This is a genomic window from Mycobacterium sp. E802 (assembly GCF_001666875.1).
In the GTDB taxonomy this organism is placed as follows: Bacteria; Actinomycetota; Actinomycetes; order Mycobacteriales; family Mycobacteriaceae; genus Mycobacterium.
On record NZ_LZJD01000150.1, the window covers coordinates 1 to 16,035 of the forward strand.

Below are 16,035 nucleotides of genomic sequence, written 5' to 3' on the forward strand. Positions count from 1 at the left end.
GCAGGCACCCGGGCTGCTGCCGATGCCGCGGTGGTGCACCTGCTGGCTGAGCAAGCCACCCTCGATGCCAACAGCCCAACCCCCGGCTACCTACCCGGCTACGGCATCGTGCCGGCCCAAAGCGTGCGCGACCTGGCCGCCAATGCCACCCGCAAAACGGTGCGCCTACCCGGCGACAACCCCACCCCCAAGGCCACCGGCGCCACAGCGGATGTAGCCGCCGATACCGGCGAGGCGGTTGACACTGGTGAGGCCACCGCAAAGACCTCTGCTCCCGAGCCTGGGTATCGCCCGTCGGTGGCGTTGCGGGAGTTCATCTTCTGGCGGGATCTGACTTGTAGGTTCCCCGGATGTGACCGGCCTGCAGAGTACTGCGATGTCGACCACACCGTGCCTTACCCGGCCGGGCCGACCCATCCGTCGAACAACAAAATGTATTGCCGCACACACCATTTGGTCAAAACGTTTTGCCCCGGCTGGGCCGATCGCCAATCACCTGATGGGACCGTCGAATTCAACACACCCACCGGGCACACCTACACCACCGAAGCCCACGGCGCGACCCTGTTCCCCATCCTGGGCCAACCCACCGGGGACCTCAACCTCCCCGAACCCGAGGCGCAAAGTCCGCACCGTGGCATGAAGATGCCCAAACGCAGCCACACCCGCGAACAAGAACGCCAAGAACGCATCGCCGAAGAACGACACCTACGCGCCGAAATCAACAACGACCTCGACGTCGAACGCCAATACCAAATCTGGCTCGCCGAAGAATACGGACCACCCCCACCATTCTGATCTAACGAGGGTCGAGCCCCAGCAGCTTGACGCTCTCCTCACGCATGTCGACCTTGCGGATCTTGCCGGTGACCGTCATCGGGAATTGTTCCACGACAAGGACATAGCGCGGAATCTTGTAGTGCGCCAGCTTGCCGGTCGCGAATGCCCGCAGGCTCTCGGCATTCAGCGGTGCGCGTCCGGGTTTCATCCGGATCCAGGCACAGATCTCCTCGCCGTACTTCGCGTCGGGAACTCCGATCACCTGAGCGTCGTCGATGTCGGGATGGGTGTAGAGGAATTTCTCGATCTCCCGGGGATAGACGTTCTCGCCGCCGCGGATCACCATGTCCTTGATCCGGCCGACCACGGTGCAGTAGCCGTCCTCGCGCATCACCGCCAGGTCCCCGGTGTGCATCCAGCCTTCCGCGTCGATCGCCTCGGTGGTTTTCGCCGGCTCCTCCCAGTAGCCCAGCATCACCGAGTAACCGCGCGTACAGAATTCACCGGGCTGCCCACGGTCGACCGTCTCGCCGGTATCCGGGTTGACGATCTTGATTTCCAGGTGCGGATGGGCCCGACCGATCGTGGCGGTACGGCGCTCCAGATCGTCGTCGACCAGCGTCTGACACGACACCGGCGAGGTCTCGGTCATGCCGTAACAGATGGCCACCTCGGCCATGTGCATGTCGGCCACCACCCGCTTCATCACCTCGACCGGGCACACCGAGCCCGCCATGATCCCGGTGCGCAGCGAGGACAGATCGAACTGACCGAAGTCGGGATGACCCAGCATCGCGATGAACATCGTCGGCACCCCGTACAACGCCGTACATGCTTCGGCCTCCACCGCGGCCAGCGTGACGCCGGGGTCGAAACCCGGTGCGGGGATGACGATGGCCGCACCATGCGTGAGTGCTCCGAGATTGCCCATCACCATGCCGAAGCAGTGGTAGAACGGCACCGGGATACACACCCGGTCGCCGGGTGCGAGATTGATCAGACCGCCGACGAAAAACCCGTTGTTGAGGATGTTGCGGTGGCTGAGCGTCGCGCCCTTCGGGAAACCGGTTGTCCCCGAGGTGTATTGGATGTTGATCGGATCTGTGTTGGACAGCTCGCCGAGCTGTGCGCGCAGCGAGGCGTCGTCGGCCTGCTCGGTGTGCAGCCGGTCCCAATCCAGCGTGCCGAGGAAGATCACGTCGACGAGGTTGGGGCAATCCGACTGCACCTCGGCCACCATCGTCACATAGTCGGAGGTCTTGAACGCGGTCGCCGACACGAGCGTGCGCACACCGGATTGCTTGAGCACGTAAGCCAACTCGTGGGTGCGGTAGGCCGGGTTGATGTTGACCAGGATCGCCCCGGCCTTGGCCGTGGCGAGTTGCAGGATCACCCACTCGGCACAGTTGGGCGCCCAGATACCGACGCGATCGCCCTTCTGCACTCCCAGGCCGAGCAGACCCCGCGCCACCGAGTCGACTTCGTCGTTCAGCTCGGTATAGCTCCAGCGCCGTCCGGTCTGCACCTCGACCAGTGCCTCGGCATCCGGTTGGGCCGCCACCGTGCGCTCGAAGTGCGCCCCGATCGTCTCCTCGAGCACCGGCACATCCACCGGGCCGGCATCGTATGACTTCATCCGAGCAGGTCCTCGTAGCGGTATTCGGTCGAAATCGGTTCGCCCGCTTCATGAGCCGCATCCTCACGCTGACGCAACTCGACGCGGCGGATCTTGCCGGAGATGGTCTTGGGCAGGTCGAAGAACTCCACCCGGCGGACCTTGAGGTACGGCGCCAGGTGGTCCCGGGCATAGGCCATGACGTCTTTTGCCGTCTGCTCGTTGGCTTCCCAGCCCTCGGCCAGCGCGACATAGGCCTTCGGCACCGCCAGCCGGGTGTCGTCGGGCTGGGGCACCACCGCGGCCTCCACCACCGCCGGATGCTCGATCAGCACGCTTTCCAACTCGAACGGTGAGACCTTGTAGTCGCTGGACTTGAACACGTCGTCGGTGCGCCCGATGTAGGTGATGTAACCGTCGTCGTCCCGACTGGCCACGTCGCCGGTGTGGTAGTAGCCACCGGCCATCACGGCCGCGTTGCGTTCCGGATCCCCGAGGTACCCCGTCATCAGATTGTGCGGATTCGCCCCGAGGTCTAGGCAGATCTCGCCCTCGTCGGCGGGCGTGCCGGTGATCGGATCCACCAACACCACCGGCACCCCGGGCATGGGTCGGCCCATCGACCCTGGCTTGACCGGTTGGCCCGGGGTGTTGCCGATCTGCAGCGTGGTCTCGGTCTGGCCGAACCCGTCGCGGATCGTCAACCCCCACGCCTTCTCGACCTGCGCGATCACGTCGGGGTTCAGCGGTTCACCGGCGCCCAGGATCTCGCGCAGCCCCGCGGGCCGCTCACCCAGATCGGACTGGATCAACATGCGCCACACGGTCGGCGGCGCACAGAACGTGTTGACACCGGCCCGACGCAACTGGGCCAGCAGCGCGGCCGCATCGAACCGCCGGTAGTTGTAGACGAAGATCGTCGCCTCGGCGATCCACGGCGCGAAGAAGCAACTCCAGGCGTGTTTGGCCCAGCCCGGTGAGCTGATCGCCAGGTGCACATCGCCGGGTTTGACCCCGATCCAGGCCATCGTGGTCAGATGCCCGACCGGATAGCTGATCTGGGAATGCTCGACGAGCTTCGGCTTGCTGGTGGTGCCGGAGGTGAAGTAGACGAGCATCGGGTCCTCGACCGTGGTGCACGCCTCGAACCGGTCCGGCTCGACAGCGTCGGCCTCGCGGTATGCCTGCCAGCCCGGCACCGCCTCGCCCACCACGACGCGGGTGTAGTCACCGGGCACGTCGGCGAACTTGGCCGTGTCGACCGTGTTGGCGATGACGAACCCGGCACCCCCGCGCGCGATCCGATCCGACAGGTCTGCCGACCCCAGCGCCCCGGTGGTCGGCATGATGACCGCGCCCAGCTTGGCGATGGCCAGCATGGCCTCCCACAGCTCGACCTGGTTGCCGAGCATGAGGACGACCCGGTCGCCCTTCGTCATGCCGAGCCCCTGCAACCACGTCGCGACCCGGTCGGACCGCTGGGCCATCTCGGCGAACGTCACCTTCTGCTCGGACCCGTCCTCCTCGACGATCCACAACGCCGTGCGGTCGTTGTCCCGCGCGATGGCGTCAAACCAGTCGGTGGCCCAGTTGAAGGTGCCGCCCAACTGGGGCCAGACGAACTGCTCGACAGCCTTGTCGTAGTCCTCGATGGTGGCAACCAGCTGGTCACGGGCACCCCGGTAGCGGTCGGTGTTGCTCGCGGCGTCATTCATGAGAGCTATGCTCTACGTCACACTTGTCCGACCGCTACCCCCGAAAGTGGGTATCTGCGATGCGCCCCTGGCTGCTGCGGCCTCGTGACGCCGACGCGGTACGCGCCGAACTGCGCCGAATGGCCACCGAGACCGGCCTACCCCTGGCCTTCGGCGGCCAGGTGCAGAACGACACCCTGCTGTTGAGTGAGTTCTTCGGCACCCGCACCGGCGCCATGCGCGGGCTTGCGGTGTTGCCCAGTGCGGGGCTGGGCGGCGCCAGCGTGGTGTCGCGCCGCCCGATCTCGGTACCCGACTATCGGCGCGCGTCGATCATCACCCACGACTACGACGAGCCGGTGCTCTCCGAGGGCATCCGCTCGATCCTGGCCGTACCCGTGGTGGTCGACGGCAAGGCCCGCGCCGTGCTGTACGGGGCGCACCGCACCAGTTCCCCGATCGGTGGCCGCACCGCCGCAGCCATGGTGGCCTCGGCGCAACGGTTGAGTGACGAGTTACGGGTCCGCGACGAGGTGGACCGGCGGATGCGGATGCGCGAGGCCGCGCTCACCCACTTCCCCGATCAACCCGCCGACACCGAACAGATCCGCCAAGTGCACGCCGACCTGCGCCGGCTCGCGGCCGACAGCACGGAGCTGGCCGGGCCGCTGCGTGAGCTCGCCGACCGGTTGGCGGTGGCGTTGCGCGGCGATCCGCCGGCGAGTGCGCCGTTGACGTCGCGCGAGGTCGACGTGTTGGCGCAGGTCGCTTTGGGATGCACCAATGCCGAAGCGGCACAACGCCTTTCTCTGAAACCCGAGACGGTGAAGAGCTATCTGCGCAGCGCGGCGGCCAAACTCGGCGCCCGCAACCGGCATGAGGCGGTGTCCAAAGCCCGACGGCTGCGCCAGATCCCCTGACGCAACACTTGCGCTGAAGATTGCGGTCACCGCGTAGCCCTGATCTTCAGCGTAATGGTCGACACCGCGGGAGGATGGCCCACATGACCCCGAGCGACCCTGCGATCAAGCCTTTCCGCATCGCAATTCCCGACGCCGACCTCGACGACCTCAAGGACCGGCTGAAGCGGACCCGATGGCCCGAAGTCGAGACCGTCGACGACTGGACGCAGGGCATTCCGCTGGCCTACACCCGCGAACTGGCGGCCTACTGGGCCGACGAATACGACTGGCGGGCCCGCGAAGCCGCGCTGAACCGGTTCGACCACTTCATCACCGAGATCGACGGTCTGGACATCCATTTCATCCACCAGCGCTGCGGGCGTGCGGATGCGTTTCCGCTGTTGATCACCCACGGTTGGCCCGGGTCGATCGTCGAATTCCACAAGGTGATCGAGCCCCTGACCGAGGCGGGGTTCGACGTGGTGTGCCCGTCGCTGCCCGGTTACGGGTTCTCCGGCAAGCCGACCGCCACCGGCTGGGGCATCGAGAAGATCGCGCAGGCCTGGGACACCTTGATGACCCGGCTGGGTTACGACCGCTACGGCGCGCAGGGTGGTGACTGGGGAGCGGCGGTGACGACGCAGATCGGCCGCAACGTCGGCTCATGCGTGGGGATTCACGTCAACATGCCGATCGCCCAGCCGCCGGCCGACGGCATCGGCGAGATGACCGAGGACCTGCGGAAGGCGTTGGCCCGCATGGACTACTACCGCAAATGGGATTCGGGCTACATGAAGCAACAGTCGACCCGGCCGCAGACGGTCGGCTACGGCCTGGTGGACTCCCCCGTCGGGCAATTGGCCTGGATCGTGGAGAAGTTCTGGTCCTGGATGGACTGCGACGGGCATCCCGAGAACGTGGTATCCAAAGACGAAATGCTGGACAACGTGATGCTCTACTGGGTCACCGCGTCGGCGGCGTCCTCGGCCCGGTTGTACTGGGAAAGCCACGACACCTGGGGCGGCGGTGACTACGTGAGCCTGCCCACCGGGATCGCGTCGTTCCCGATGGAGATCCTGCGGGCTCCGCGCAGTTGGTGCGAAACCGGCTACAACGTCACCCATTACACGACGATGCCGCGCGGTGGACACTTCGCCGCGTTCGAGCAGCCGGACCTGTTCGTCGACGATGTGCGAACGTTCTTCGACACCGTGCGGTGATTTCGGGGTGCCGCCCGCGTCGATTTCTACACCCGGGCGGTGGTTTTCGCCGGAAAGCAGCCCTGGCGTGGAAATCGGCGCGGGGTATGCGGGGTTTGGCGTGGAGGTCGCTGCGTGGCAACCCTCAGGCCAGGGAATCCACCCAGGCCCGGTGCAACGCCGCATAGGCCCCGTCGGTCCGGACGATCAAATCCGCCGGCGCCCCGTCCTCGATGATGCGGCCGTGCTCGAGCACCAGCACGCGGTCAGCGATCTGCACCGTGGAGAGCCGGTGCGCGATCACCAGCGCGGTACGGTCGGCGAGCACGGTTTCCAACGCGCGCTGCACCATTCGCTCACTGGGGATGTCCAGTGACGACGTCGCCTCGTCCAGGATGAGCACCGCCGGGTCGGCCAGGAAGGCACGGGCGAACGCCACGAGTTGACGCTGGCCAGCCGAGAGCCGTCCGCCGCGTTTGGCGACATCGGTGGCGTAGCCGTCGGGCAACGCCTCGATGAACCCATCCGCGCCGACGGCCGCCGCGGCCGCGGCCACCTGCGCATCGGTGGCGTCGGGTCGGCCGAACCGGATGTTGTCGGCGATCGTCCCGGCGAACATGAAATTCTCCTGGGTCACCATCACGACGTGACGGCGCAGATCGGACTGGGCCAGCTCGCGCAGGTCCACCCCGTCCAACGTCACCGTTCCGGCCGTGGGGTCGTAGAACCGGGAGATCAACTTGGCGATCGTGGTCTTGCCGGCCCCGGTGGTGCCCACCAGCGCCACGGTCTGCCCGGCCGGAACAGCGAGGTCCAGCCCCGGTAGCACGGGGCGGCCGGGCGTGTACTCGAACTGCACGCCGCGGAAATCGATGCGGCCCTTGGGATCCGGTAGTTCCACCGGCTGTTCGGGGTCGGCGATCGCGGGACGCTGCGCAAGCACCCCGGCCAGCTTCTCCAGCGCCGAGGAGGCCGACTGGAAGGTGTTGAAGAACTGCGAGATCTCCTGCATCGGCTCGAAGAACATCCGCAGGTACAGCAGGAAGGCGGTCAGCGTGCCGATCGTCATCTCGCCGTGCAGCACCCGATAGCCGCCGTACAGCAGCACCACACCGGTGGTGAGGTTGCCGACGAGCTTGACCCCGGGCATGAAGACGGCCAGCAGCTTGAAGGTCTTCTCGTTGATCGCCCGGTACTCGTCGGCGACGTCGTCGAAGATCTCCTGGTTGCGCGGCTCGCGCCGGTAGGCCTGCACGGCCTTGATGCCGGTCATGGTCTCGACGAACTGCACGATCACCAGCGCGGCGCTCTCCCGCACCAGCCGGTAGGTCTTGGCCGACTCGTTGCGGAACCACCACACCAGCGCCACCAGCACCGGGAACGCCGCCAGGCACATCAGGCCGAGCCGCCAATCCAGCGCGATCAACAGGACCGCCGTGCCGAACAGCGTCAGCACCGCAGTGACCAAGCTGTCGAACCCGGTTTCCAGCATGTCCTGAATGGCCTCGACGTCGTTGGTGGAGCGGCTCACCACCCGACCCGACGTATACCGATCGTGGAAGGCGACGTCGAGCCGTCCGAAATGCCGGAACACCCGGCGGCGCAACTCAAGTAGCACCTGCTGGCCGATCCGGCCGGAGCGACGCAGGAAGAACATCCGGCTGACCGCCTGCACGAGCACCACCACGCACAGCGTGCCGACGATCAGCATCAGCTCCCGGGCCGGGCCGCCCTCCAGGATCGGCGGGATCCCGCGGTCGATACCGCGCTGCACCAGGATCGGGACCGACAGCCGGGCAGCGTTTTCCACGATGACCACCAGTGCCAGCACGGCGACCGTCCACCGGAACGGGCGTAGCAACGACCCGAGCAGAGCCCTGGCCTCGCGGCGCCGGGGCACGCTTTCGTCGATCGGCAGGGCGGACGTCGCGACGGCGCCGGCTTGATCGTCGTTGTCGTCCACAACCTGCCCGCGCCACTCAGTGGTGGTCATCGGCGTTGCACCTCCGCACCGAAACGTGGCGGCTCGCCCACTTCGTCGATGGCTGCGCGTTCGTCGTGCTCACGCTGCAACCGGCCCAGCTCCTCCTCGTCTTCCCAGTCGCAGGTGCGCTCGCAGGCATCGTCGAGTTGGTCATCGGCGGCCAGCAGATAGCGGTACTGCGGCACCTGCGCCAGCAATTCGGCATGTGTCCCGATGTGGGTGATGGTGCCGTCCTGCAACAGCGCCACCTTGTCGGCCAGTAGAACCGTCGACGCGCGGTGCGCCACGATGATGCCCGTCACCCCGCGCAGCACCCGCCGCAGCGCTTCGGTCACTACGGCCTCGGTGTGCACGTCCAGCGCCGACAACGTGTCGTCGAGCACCAGGATCTTGGGCGCGGCCAGGATCGCGCGGGCCAGCGAAAGCCGTTGGCGCTGCCCGCCGGACAGGCTCATGCCCTGCTCCCCGATTCGCGTGTCCAGGCCGAACGGCAGGTCGTAGACGAACTGTGCGGCGGCGATCTCGACGGCCTCGCGCAGTTGCTCGTCGGTGGCGCCCGCGTTGCCCAGCCGCAGGTTCTCGGCCACCGACATCGAAAACAGTGTCGGGTCCTCGAATGCGGTGGCCACGGTCTGGCGCAACACCGGCAGGCGCAGCTCGCGGATGTCACGACCGTCGATCAGGATCTGTCCTTCGGTCACGTCATACAGGCGCGAGAAGAGCGCAGCCAGAACCGATTTGCCCGATCCGGTCGCGCCGACGAGAGCCAGCGTCTGCCCCGGCTCCACTACCGCGTTGACTTGACGGAGGGCCCAATCGTGCTCGCTGTCGGGAAATTTGAAGCCCACATCGCGCAACTCCAGCCGGCCACCACGCGGCGCATCGGACACCGGGCCGTCGGCGATGTCGACAGGCGCGTCGAAGATCTCGGCGATCCGGTTGGCCGCGGTGAACGACTCCTGCATCATCGACAGCAGGAAACCCAGCGAGGCGATCGGCCACACCAGCGAGAGCATCATCGTGATGAACGCGACCAGCGTGCCCATCGTGACGTAGCCGTGGCCGGCCGCGTAGGCGCCGAACCCGAGCACCACGATCAACGTGAGGTTGGGGATGACCTCCAGCACGGTCCAAAACTTCGCGGACACCGCCACTCTGGCGACCTGCGTGTCATGCAGGCGGGTGGCCTGCTCGTCGAAGCGGTCGAACACATAGTCCTCGCGCCCGAACGCCTTGACCACGCGCAGCCCCAGCGCGGCTTCCTCGACATGGGTGGCGACGTGACCGGTCTGATCCTGGGCCAGCCGGGACAACCGGGTGTATTCGCGTTCGAAGTGCAGCACCGTCAACGTGATCGGCACGATCGAGACCAGGACCACCACCCCCAGCGGCCAGTACATGGCCAGCAGGATCGAGGTCACCGCGACGATCTGCAGGGTGTTGAGAAGCAGGAACACCAACCCGAACGACAGGAACCGCCGGATCGTGGACAGATCGTTCATCACCCGCGACAGCAGCTGACCGGACTGCCAACGGCTGTGGAAACTCATCGGAAGGATCTGCAGCCGCGCATAGAGATCCTTGCGGATGTCGGCCTCGACGCCCATGGTCGCGCGGGCCACCAGCCAACGCCGGATGAACCACAGCACGGCCTCGGACACCCCGACCGCCACCGCGGCCGAACCCAGGACCCACAGACCGTGCGGATCCTGGTGGCGCACCGGGCCGTCGATCACGGCCTTGGTCATCAGGGGAATGCCGATGGTCGCGCCCAAGCTGGCGACAGCCACCACGACCATCACGATCCATCGGGCCCGGTACGGCAACAGGTAGGGCAGCAGCCGCCACAGGTCCGTACTCGCGCGCTTCACTGGATCAATCTTCCCATCAGGGGCAAACGATTAACCTCACGCCGCCGAGACCTCCTCGGAGAACTGGGTGTCGTACAACTCGGCATACCGGCCGTCGCGCGCCAGGAGGTCACGGTGGGTGCCGCGTTCGACGATGCGCCCGTCCTCGATGACCAGGATGAGATCGGCCGAGCGGACCGTGGACAGCCGGTGGGCGATGACGATCGAGGTGCGGCCGTCGAGGGCTTCGGCCAGCGCCTGCTGCACGGCGGCCTCCGAGGCCGAGTCCAGCGACGCCGTCGCCTCATCGAGCACCACCACCCGTGATCGTCCCAACAGCAGGCGCGCGATGGTCAACCGCTGCCGCTGTCCTCCGGACAGACGGTATCCGCGCTCACCGACAACCGTGTCCAAGCCGTCGGGCATCGCGGCGACCACATCGTCGAGGCGGGCCCGGCGCAGGGCCTCCCACAGGTCGGCGTCGGAGGCCTCGGGCGCGGCCAGCAGCAGGTTCGACCGGATTGATTCGTGGAACAGGTGCCCGTCCTGGGTCACCATGCCCACGGTGTCCTTGAGCGAGGCGAACGTCACGTCGCGCACGTCGACCCCGTTGAGCCTGATGGCACCGCTGTCGACGTCATACAGCCGGGACAACAACGACGCGATCGTCGACTTGCCGGCGCCCGACGATCCGACCAGGGCCACCATCTGGCCGGGCTCGGCCGTGAACGAAATGCCGTGCAGCACCTCGTCCCCGCCGCGGTCATCGAGGGTCGCGACTTCTTCCAGCGACGCGAGCGACACCTTGTCCGCCGCCGGATAGGAGAAGCGGACGTCTCGAAATTCAACGGAGGTCGAGATTCCGTCTTTCCCGTCGGGCACGTCGACGGCATCCGGCTTCTCGGCGATCAGCGGCACCAGGTCCAGCACCTCGAAGACCCGCTCGAACGACACCAGGGCGCTGGCGATCTCGACCCGCGCATTGGCCAGGGCGGTCAGTGGCGCGTAGAGCCGGGTGAGCAGCAGTGCCAGCGATACCACCGCACCGGCCTGCAGCTGCCCGCCAATCGCGAGCACGCCGCCCAACCCGTACACCAACGCCAGCGCCAGCGCCGACATCAGCGTCAGCGAATTCATGAACACCGACTGCAGCATCGCCGTGCGCACGCCGATGTCCCGGACTCGACCGGCCCGCACCGCAAACTCGTCGGACTCGCGCACGGGGCTGCCGAACAGTTTGACCAACGTGGCGCCCGGCGCCGAGAACCGCTCGGTCATCTGGGTGTTCATCGTGGCGTTGTGAATGGCCGCCTCGCGCGACAACCCGGCCATCCGAACGCCGATGCGCCGCGCGGGCAGCACAAACAACGGCAGCAGGACCAACGACAACAGCGTGATCTGCCACGAGATGCTCAGCATCACCATCAGCGTCAGGGACAGGGTCACCACGTTGGCGACGATGCCCGAGAGCGTGTCGGAGAACGCCCGCTGCGCGCCGATCACGTCGTTGCCCAACCGGCTGACCAGTGCACCGGTGCGGGTGCGGGTGAAGAACGCCACCGGCATGCGCTGGACGTGGTCGAACACCGCGGTGCGCAGATCCAGGATCAGGCCCTCTCCGATGTTCGACGACAACCACCTGGTCACCAAGGCCACTGCGGCCTCGGCCAGCGCCACCGCGGCGATCACCAGCGCGAGCGTCACCACCGTCGAGGCCGGGCCACCGCGGGTGATCGCATCGACCACCCGACCGGCCAGCACCGGCGTCGTCACCGTCAACAGTGCGCTGACCACACTGACCACGACGAACCCCGCCAGCCGGCGATGGTGGCGCGCCGAGAAGCGCCAGATCCGGGACAACAGTCGCCGGTCGGCCAGCGAGCGCAGGTCACCGTCACGGGCATGCGTCTGCCGATACAGCGTCTGCCTGGCCACTGTTTCCAAACTCATGAGCATCACCGTAGAACCTGAACAATTGTTGAGGTCAAAGACTTCCCGGGGCTTGCCTGGGCGCCTGCGCGATTCAGGGTGGGTCATCGGGCAAGATGGCGGGTATGGATAGCGCTGCCGGTGGCATGGCCTCGCCCCGGGTCCTCGTCGTGGACGACGACCCCGACGTGCTCGCCTCGCTGGAACGCGGGCTGCGGTTGTCCGGGTTCACCGTATCGACCGCCGTGGACGGGGCCGAGGCGCTGCGCAGCGCCACCGAGACGCGCCCCGACGCGATCGTGCTCGACATCAACATGCCCGTGCTCGACGGCGTGAGCGTGGTGACGGCGCTGCGCGCCATGGACAACGACGTGCCGGTCTGCGTGCTCTCGGCCCGCAGCAGCGTCGACGACCGGGTGGCCGGCCTCGAGGCCGGCGCCGACGATTACCTGGTCAAACCGTTCGTGTTGCAGGAACTCGTGGCCCGGGTCAAGGCCCTGCTACGCCGGCGCGGCGCCTCGGCGACGTTCTCCTCCGAGACCATCCAAGTCGGTCCGCTCGAGGTCGACATCCCGGGCCGGCGCGCCCGGGTCAACGGCGTCGACGTGGACCTGACCAAACGCGAATTCGACCTGCTGGCCGTGCTGGCCGAGCACAAGACCGCCGTACTGTCCCGAGCCCAGTTGTTGGAACTGGTCTGGGGCTACGACTTCGCCGCCGACACCAACGTCGTCGACGTGTTCATCGGCTACCTGCGCCGCAAACTCGAAGCCGGCGGGGCACCACGGCTGCTGCACACCGTCCGGGGGGTCGGATTCGTGCTCAGGACGCAGTAGCCCGATCACCATGAGCCCGCTGACCCGGATCTTCCGCCGCACCCCCTCCCTGCGGACCCGGGTGGCGTTCGCGACCGCCATCGGCGCCGCGATCGTCGTCGTCATCGTCGGCACCATCGTGTGGGTCGGCATCACCAACGACCGCAAGGAACGGCTCGACCGTCGCCTCGACGAGGCGGCCGGTTTCGCCATCCCGTTCCTGCCGCGCGGCCTCGGCGAGATCCCCCGCTCGCCCAGCGACCAGGACGCCGTGATCACCGTGCGTCAGGCCGGCAACATCGCCTCGAACTCGAACGTCGTACTGCCGGAGCTGCCCGACGGCTACGCCGACACGTATATCGACGGCGTGCGCTGGCGGGTGCGCACCGTGCAGATCCCCGCACCCGGACCGATGTGGGTGGCCGTCGGTGCCACCTACGACGCCACCATCGCCGACACCAACAACCTGCACCGCCGGGTGCTCATCATCTGTGTCTTCGCCGTCGGAGCGGCCACCTTGCTGGGCTGGCTGCTGGCCGCGTTCGCCGTTCGACCACTCAAACGGCTGGCCCAGCAGACCCGCCAGATCGAAGCCGGCGACGAGGCGCCCGACGTCGAGGTCCGCGGTGCCACCGAAGCCGTCGAGATCGCCGACGCGGTAAACGGCATGCTGCAACGCATCTGGTCCGAACAGGGCCGCACCAAGGCCGCGCTGGCCTCGGCCCGCGACTTCGCCTCGGTCTCCGCTCACGAACTGCGCACCCCGCTCACCGCGATGCGGACCAACCTGGAGATCCTGGCCACCCTCGACCTGCCCGACGACCAACGCAAAGAAGTGGTCAACGACGTCATCCGCACGCAGTCACGGATCGAGGCCACCCTGGGTGCGCTCGAGCGGCTCGCCCAGGGTGAGCTGACCACCACCGACGATCACGTCACCGTCGACATCACCGAACTGCTCGACCGCGCGGCCCACGACGCCATGCGCGTCTACCCCGACCTCGAGGTGTCGCTGGCCCCGTCACCGACGGTGATCATCATCGGGCTGCCGACCGGGCTGCGGCTCGCGGTCGACAACGCGATCGCCAACGCCGTCAAACACGGCGGCGCCACAAGGGTCCAGCTGTCGGCGGTGAGCTCACGCGAAGGCGTCGAGATCGCGATCGACGACGACGGTGTGGGCGTGCCCGAGGAAGAACGCGTGATGGTGTTCGACCGCTTCTCCCGCGGGTCGACGGCATCGCGCTCGGGATCCGGGCTGGGCCTGGCGCTGGTGGCCCAACAAGCCGAATTGCACGGCGGCACCGCGGCTCTCGAATCGAGCCCGCTGGGCGGGGCCCGATTGCTGCTACGCCTGCCCGGGCCGAGCTGAGAAGCACGCAGCCGCCCCGCCACGATCGCCGAGATCTACCTGAGGGTTGTGATGCCGTGAAATCAGCGACCCTGGTGTCGAACTCGGCGCGCGGCGCGACTGAAGAAAACTTCAGCGGACCCCGAGCAGATCGATGACGAAGATCAGCGTCTTCCCCGACAGCCGATGCCCCGACCCGGCCGGGCCATAGGCCTGTGCCGGCGGGATGACGAGTTGCCGACGGCCACCCACCCGCATACCGGGAATTCCGTCCTGCCACCCCTGGATCAGGCCGCGCAAGGGAAATTCGATGGATTCTCCGCGATTCCACGAACTGTCGAACTCTTCACCCGAGTCATATTCGACGCCGACGTAATGCACCTCGACCGTGCCGCCGGGCACGGCTTCGGCGCCGTCACCGACCACGACGTCGGTGATCACCAATTCGGCAGGGGCAGGTCCGTCCGGAAACTCGATCTCTGGTTTTGTGCTCACCAGATCAACCGTAGTCCGGCAGACTGGTCGTGTGGCCAAAGATCAGGACATCCTCGCCGAAGTTCACCGGCTCGTTGCCGAAGAGCAGGAGCTCCGGTCGAAACTGCAGCGCAAGGAGATAGACGAAGACGAAGAACACCACCGCCTGAGGTCGCTGGAAGTGGCCCTCGACCAGTGCTGGGACCTGTTGCGGCAGCGCCGCGCGCTACGTCAGACCGGGCAGGACCCGGACCTGGCCGAAAAGCGCCCGGCCGACGAGGTCGAAGGCTATCGGAACTGACCAGCCGGTGACCGAACAGGCAGTGGACGCCGTCGTCGTCGGCGGCGGGCACAACGGCCTGGTTGCTGCCGCCTATCTGGCCCGCGCAGGACGCCGCGTGCAGGTGCTCGAGCGGCTCGACCATGTCGGCGGCGCAGCGGTTTCCGCCCACGCCTTCGACGGTGTCGACGCGCGGCTGTCGCGCTACTCGTATCTCGTCAGCCTCCTGCCCCGGCGTATCGTCACCGATCTCGGGGCCCGGATCCGGCTGTCCCGACGGCGATATTCGTCGTACACACCGGATCCGGCCGGCGGCGGGGCCACCGGCCTGCTGATCGGACCGGAGACGACGTTCGACGCGATCGGCGCCGACGCCGATGCCGCCGGGTTCGACGACTTCTACCGCCGCTGCCAGCTCATCACCAGCCGGATCTGGCCCACGCTGCTGCAGCCGCTGCGCACCCGCAGCGGCCTGCGCGCACACGTGCTGGCCGGACAGGACGCCGAAGCGGCCGCCGCGTGGGAGGCGTTGATCGAGACACCCATCGGTGAGGCGATCACCGCTGCGGTGTCGCACGACCTGGTCCGCGGCGTGATGGCCACCGATGCCCTGATCGGGACCTTCGCCGGACTCGACGATCCATCGCTGATCCAGAACGTGTGTTTCCTCTATCACCTGATCGGTGGCGGTACCGGCGAATGGGACGTCCCCGTCGGCGGAATGGGCGCGGTGAGCGGAGCCCTGGCCGCCGCCGCCACCGGATTTGGCGCCGAAATCATCACCGGCGCAGACGTTTACGCCATCGACCCAAGCGGTGAGGTGCGCTACCGCCGCGACGGGACGGGCCACCGGGTGCGCGCCGGACACGTGCTGGCCAACGTGACGCCGGCCGTGCTGGCCGAACTGCTCGGCGAGCCCGCCCCCGACACCGCTCCGGGTGCTCAGATCAAGGTGAACCTGATGCTGCGCCGATTGCCCCGGCTGCGCGACGAAGCCGTCACACCCGAGCAGGCATTCGGCGGCACCTTCCATGTCAACGAGTCATACCGCCAGCTCGCCGACGCTTACGAGGCCGCGGCCGCCGGGCGGGAACCTGAGCCGCACAACAGGATTCGGTCGTGGCCGGTGGCCACTCCCCATCGGTGCGCTGCCGTCTCGAGC

The 16,035-nt window shown here is 67.2% G+C and carries 13 protein-coding genes; 7 read left to right on the plus strand and 6 right to left on the minus strand.

What is annotated here, in order from left to right; genetic code table 11:
- A partial coding sequence (locus A5699_RS29690) for an HNH endonuclease signature motif containing protein (RefSeq protein WP_231965791.1) occupies positions 1-798 on the plus strand: 798 nt, incomplete at its 5' end.
- A 1-nt stretch (position 799) separates the two neighbouring features.
- On the opposite strand, the gene A5699_RS21420 is transcribed toward A5699_RS29690, so the two are convergent.
- Together A5699_RS21420 and A5699_RS21425 are read right to left on the minus strand one after the other, a co-directional pair.
- Entirely contained in the window at positions 800-2,416 is a 1,617-nt protein-coding gene (locus A5699_RS21420; protein ID WP_067773569.1) for an AMP-binding protein, read from the minus strand.
- Entirely contained in the window at positions 2,413-4,110 is a 1,698-nt protein-coding gene (locus A5699_RS21425) for an AMP-binding protein (RefSeq protein ID WP_067773571.1), read from the minus strand. The genes A5699_RS21420 and A5699_RS21425 overlap by 4 nt, the downstream gene beginning before the upstream one ends.
- Before the next feature lie 59 nt (positions 4,111-4,169).
- On the opposite strand from A5699_RS21425, the gene A5699_RS21430 reads away from it, so the two are divergent.
- Positions 4,170-5,009, plus strand: coding sequence for a LuxR C-terminal-related transcriptional regulator (locus tag A5699_RS21430; protein ID WP_067773574.1), 840 nt, complete (start codon positions 4,170-4,172; stop codon positions 5,007-5,009).
- Positions 5,010-5,092: 83 nt separating this feature from the next.
- The gene (locus A5699_RS21435; protein ID WP_157561380.1) at positions 5,093-6,211 is read left to right on the plus strand and encodes an epoxide hydrolase family protein; all 1,119 of its coding nucleotides are present in this window, start codon (positions 5,093-5,095) and stop codon (positions 6,209-6,211) included.
- A gap of 124 nt (positions 6,212-6,335) precedes the next feature.
- Here A5699_RS21435 and A5699_RS21440 read toward each other — a convergent pair whose 3' ends face one another.
- From A5699_RS21440 to A5699_RS21450, 3 genes are read right to left on the minus strand one after another with little or no spacing between them, the layout of a single operon-like run.
- Positions 6,336-8,183, minus strand: a complete 1,848-nt coding sequence (locus tag A5699_RS21440) for an ABC transporter ATP-binding protein (RefSeq protein ID WP_067773580.1) — start codon at positions 8,181-8,183, stop codon at positions 6,336-6,338.
- Complete coding sequence (locus A5699_RS21445) at positions 8,180-10,045, minus strand: ABC transporter ATP-binding protein (RefSeq protein WP_231965792.1); 1,866 nt, start codon at positions 10,043-10,045, stop codon at positions 8,180-8,182. Before A5699_RS21445 ends, A5699_RS21440 begins: the two co-directional genes overlap by 4 nt.
- Before the next feature lie 36 nt (positions 10,046-10,081).
- The gene (locus A5699_RS21450) at positions 10,082-11,974 is read right to left on the minus strand and encodes an ABC transporter ATP-binding protein (RefSeq protein ID WP_067773599.1); all 1,893 of its coding nucleotides are present in this window, start codon (positions 11,972-11,974) and stop codon (positions 10,082-10,084) included.
- A gap of 95 nt (positions 11,975-12,069) precedes the next feature.
- On the opposite strand from A5699_RS21450, the gene prrA reads away from it, so the two are divergent.
- On the plus strand, positions 12,070-12,789 hold the full coding sequence (gene prrA / locus A5699_RS21455) for a two-component system response regulator PrrA (RefSeq protein ID WP_076191312.1): 720 nt from the start codon (positions 12,070-12,072) through the stop codon (positions 12,787-12,789).
- A 10-nt stretch (positions 12,790-12,799) separates the two neighbouring features.
- Positions 12,800-14,140: a HAMP domain-containing sensor histidine kinase gene (locus tag A5699_RS21460; protein WP_067773589.1), complete on the plus strand. Its 1,341-nt coding sequence runs from the start codon at positions 12,800-12,802 to the stop codon at positions 14,138-14,140.
- A 111-nt stretch (positions 14,141-14,251) separates the two neighbouring features.
- On the opposite strand, the gene A5699_RS21465 is transcribed toward A5699_RS21460, so the two are convergent.
- Positions 14,252-14,614, minus strand: a complete 363-nt coding sequence (locus A5699_RS21465; protein ID WP_067773592.1) for an FKBP-type peptidyl-prolyl cis-trans isomerase — start codon at positions 14,612-14,614, stop codon at positions 14,252-14,254.
- A 31-nt stretch (positions 14,615-14,645) separates the two neighbouring features.
- Here A5699_RS21465 and A5699_RS21470 point away from each other — a divergent pair, with 31 nt between their 5' ends.
- Both A5699_RS21470 and A5699_RS21475 read left to right on the plus strand, forming a co-directional pair.
- The gene (locus A5699_RS21470; RefSeq protein ID WP_067773595.1) at positions 14,646-14,894 is read left to right on the plus strand and encodes a DUF2630 family protein; all 249 of its coding nucleotides are present in this window, start codon (positions 14,646-14,648) and stop codon (positions 14,892-14,894) included.
- Positions 14,895-14,901: 7 nt separating this feature from the next.
- A partial coding sequence (locus A5699_RS21475) for an NAD(P)-binding protein (RefSeq protein WP_082957814.1) occupies positions 14,902-16,035 on the plus strand: 1,134 nt, incomplete at its 3' end.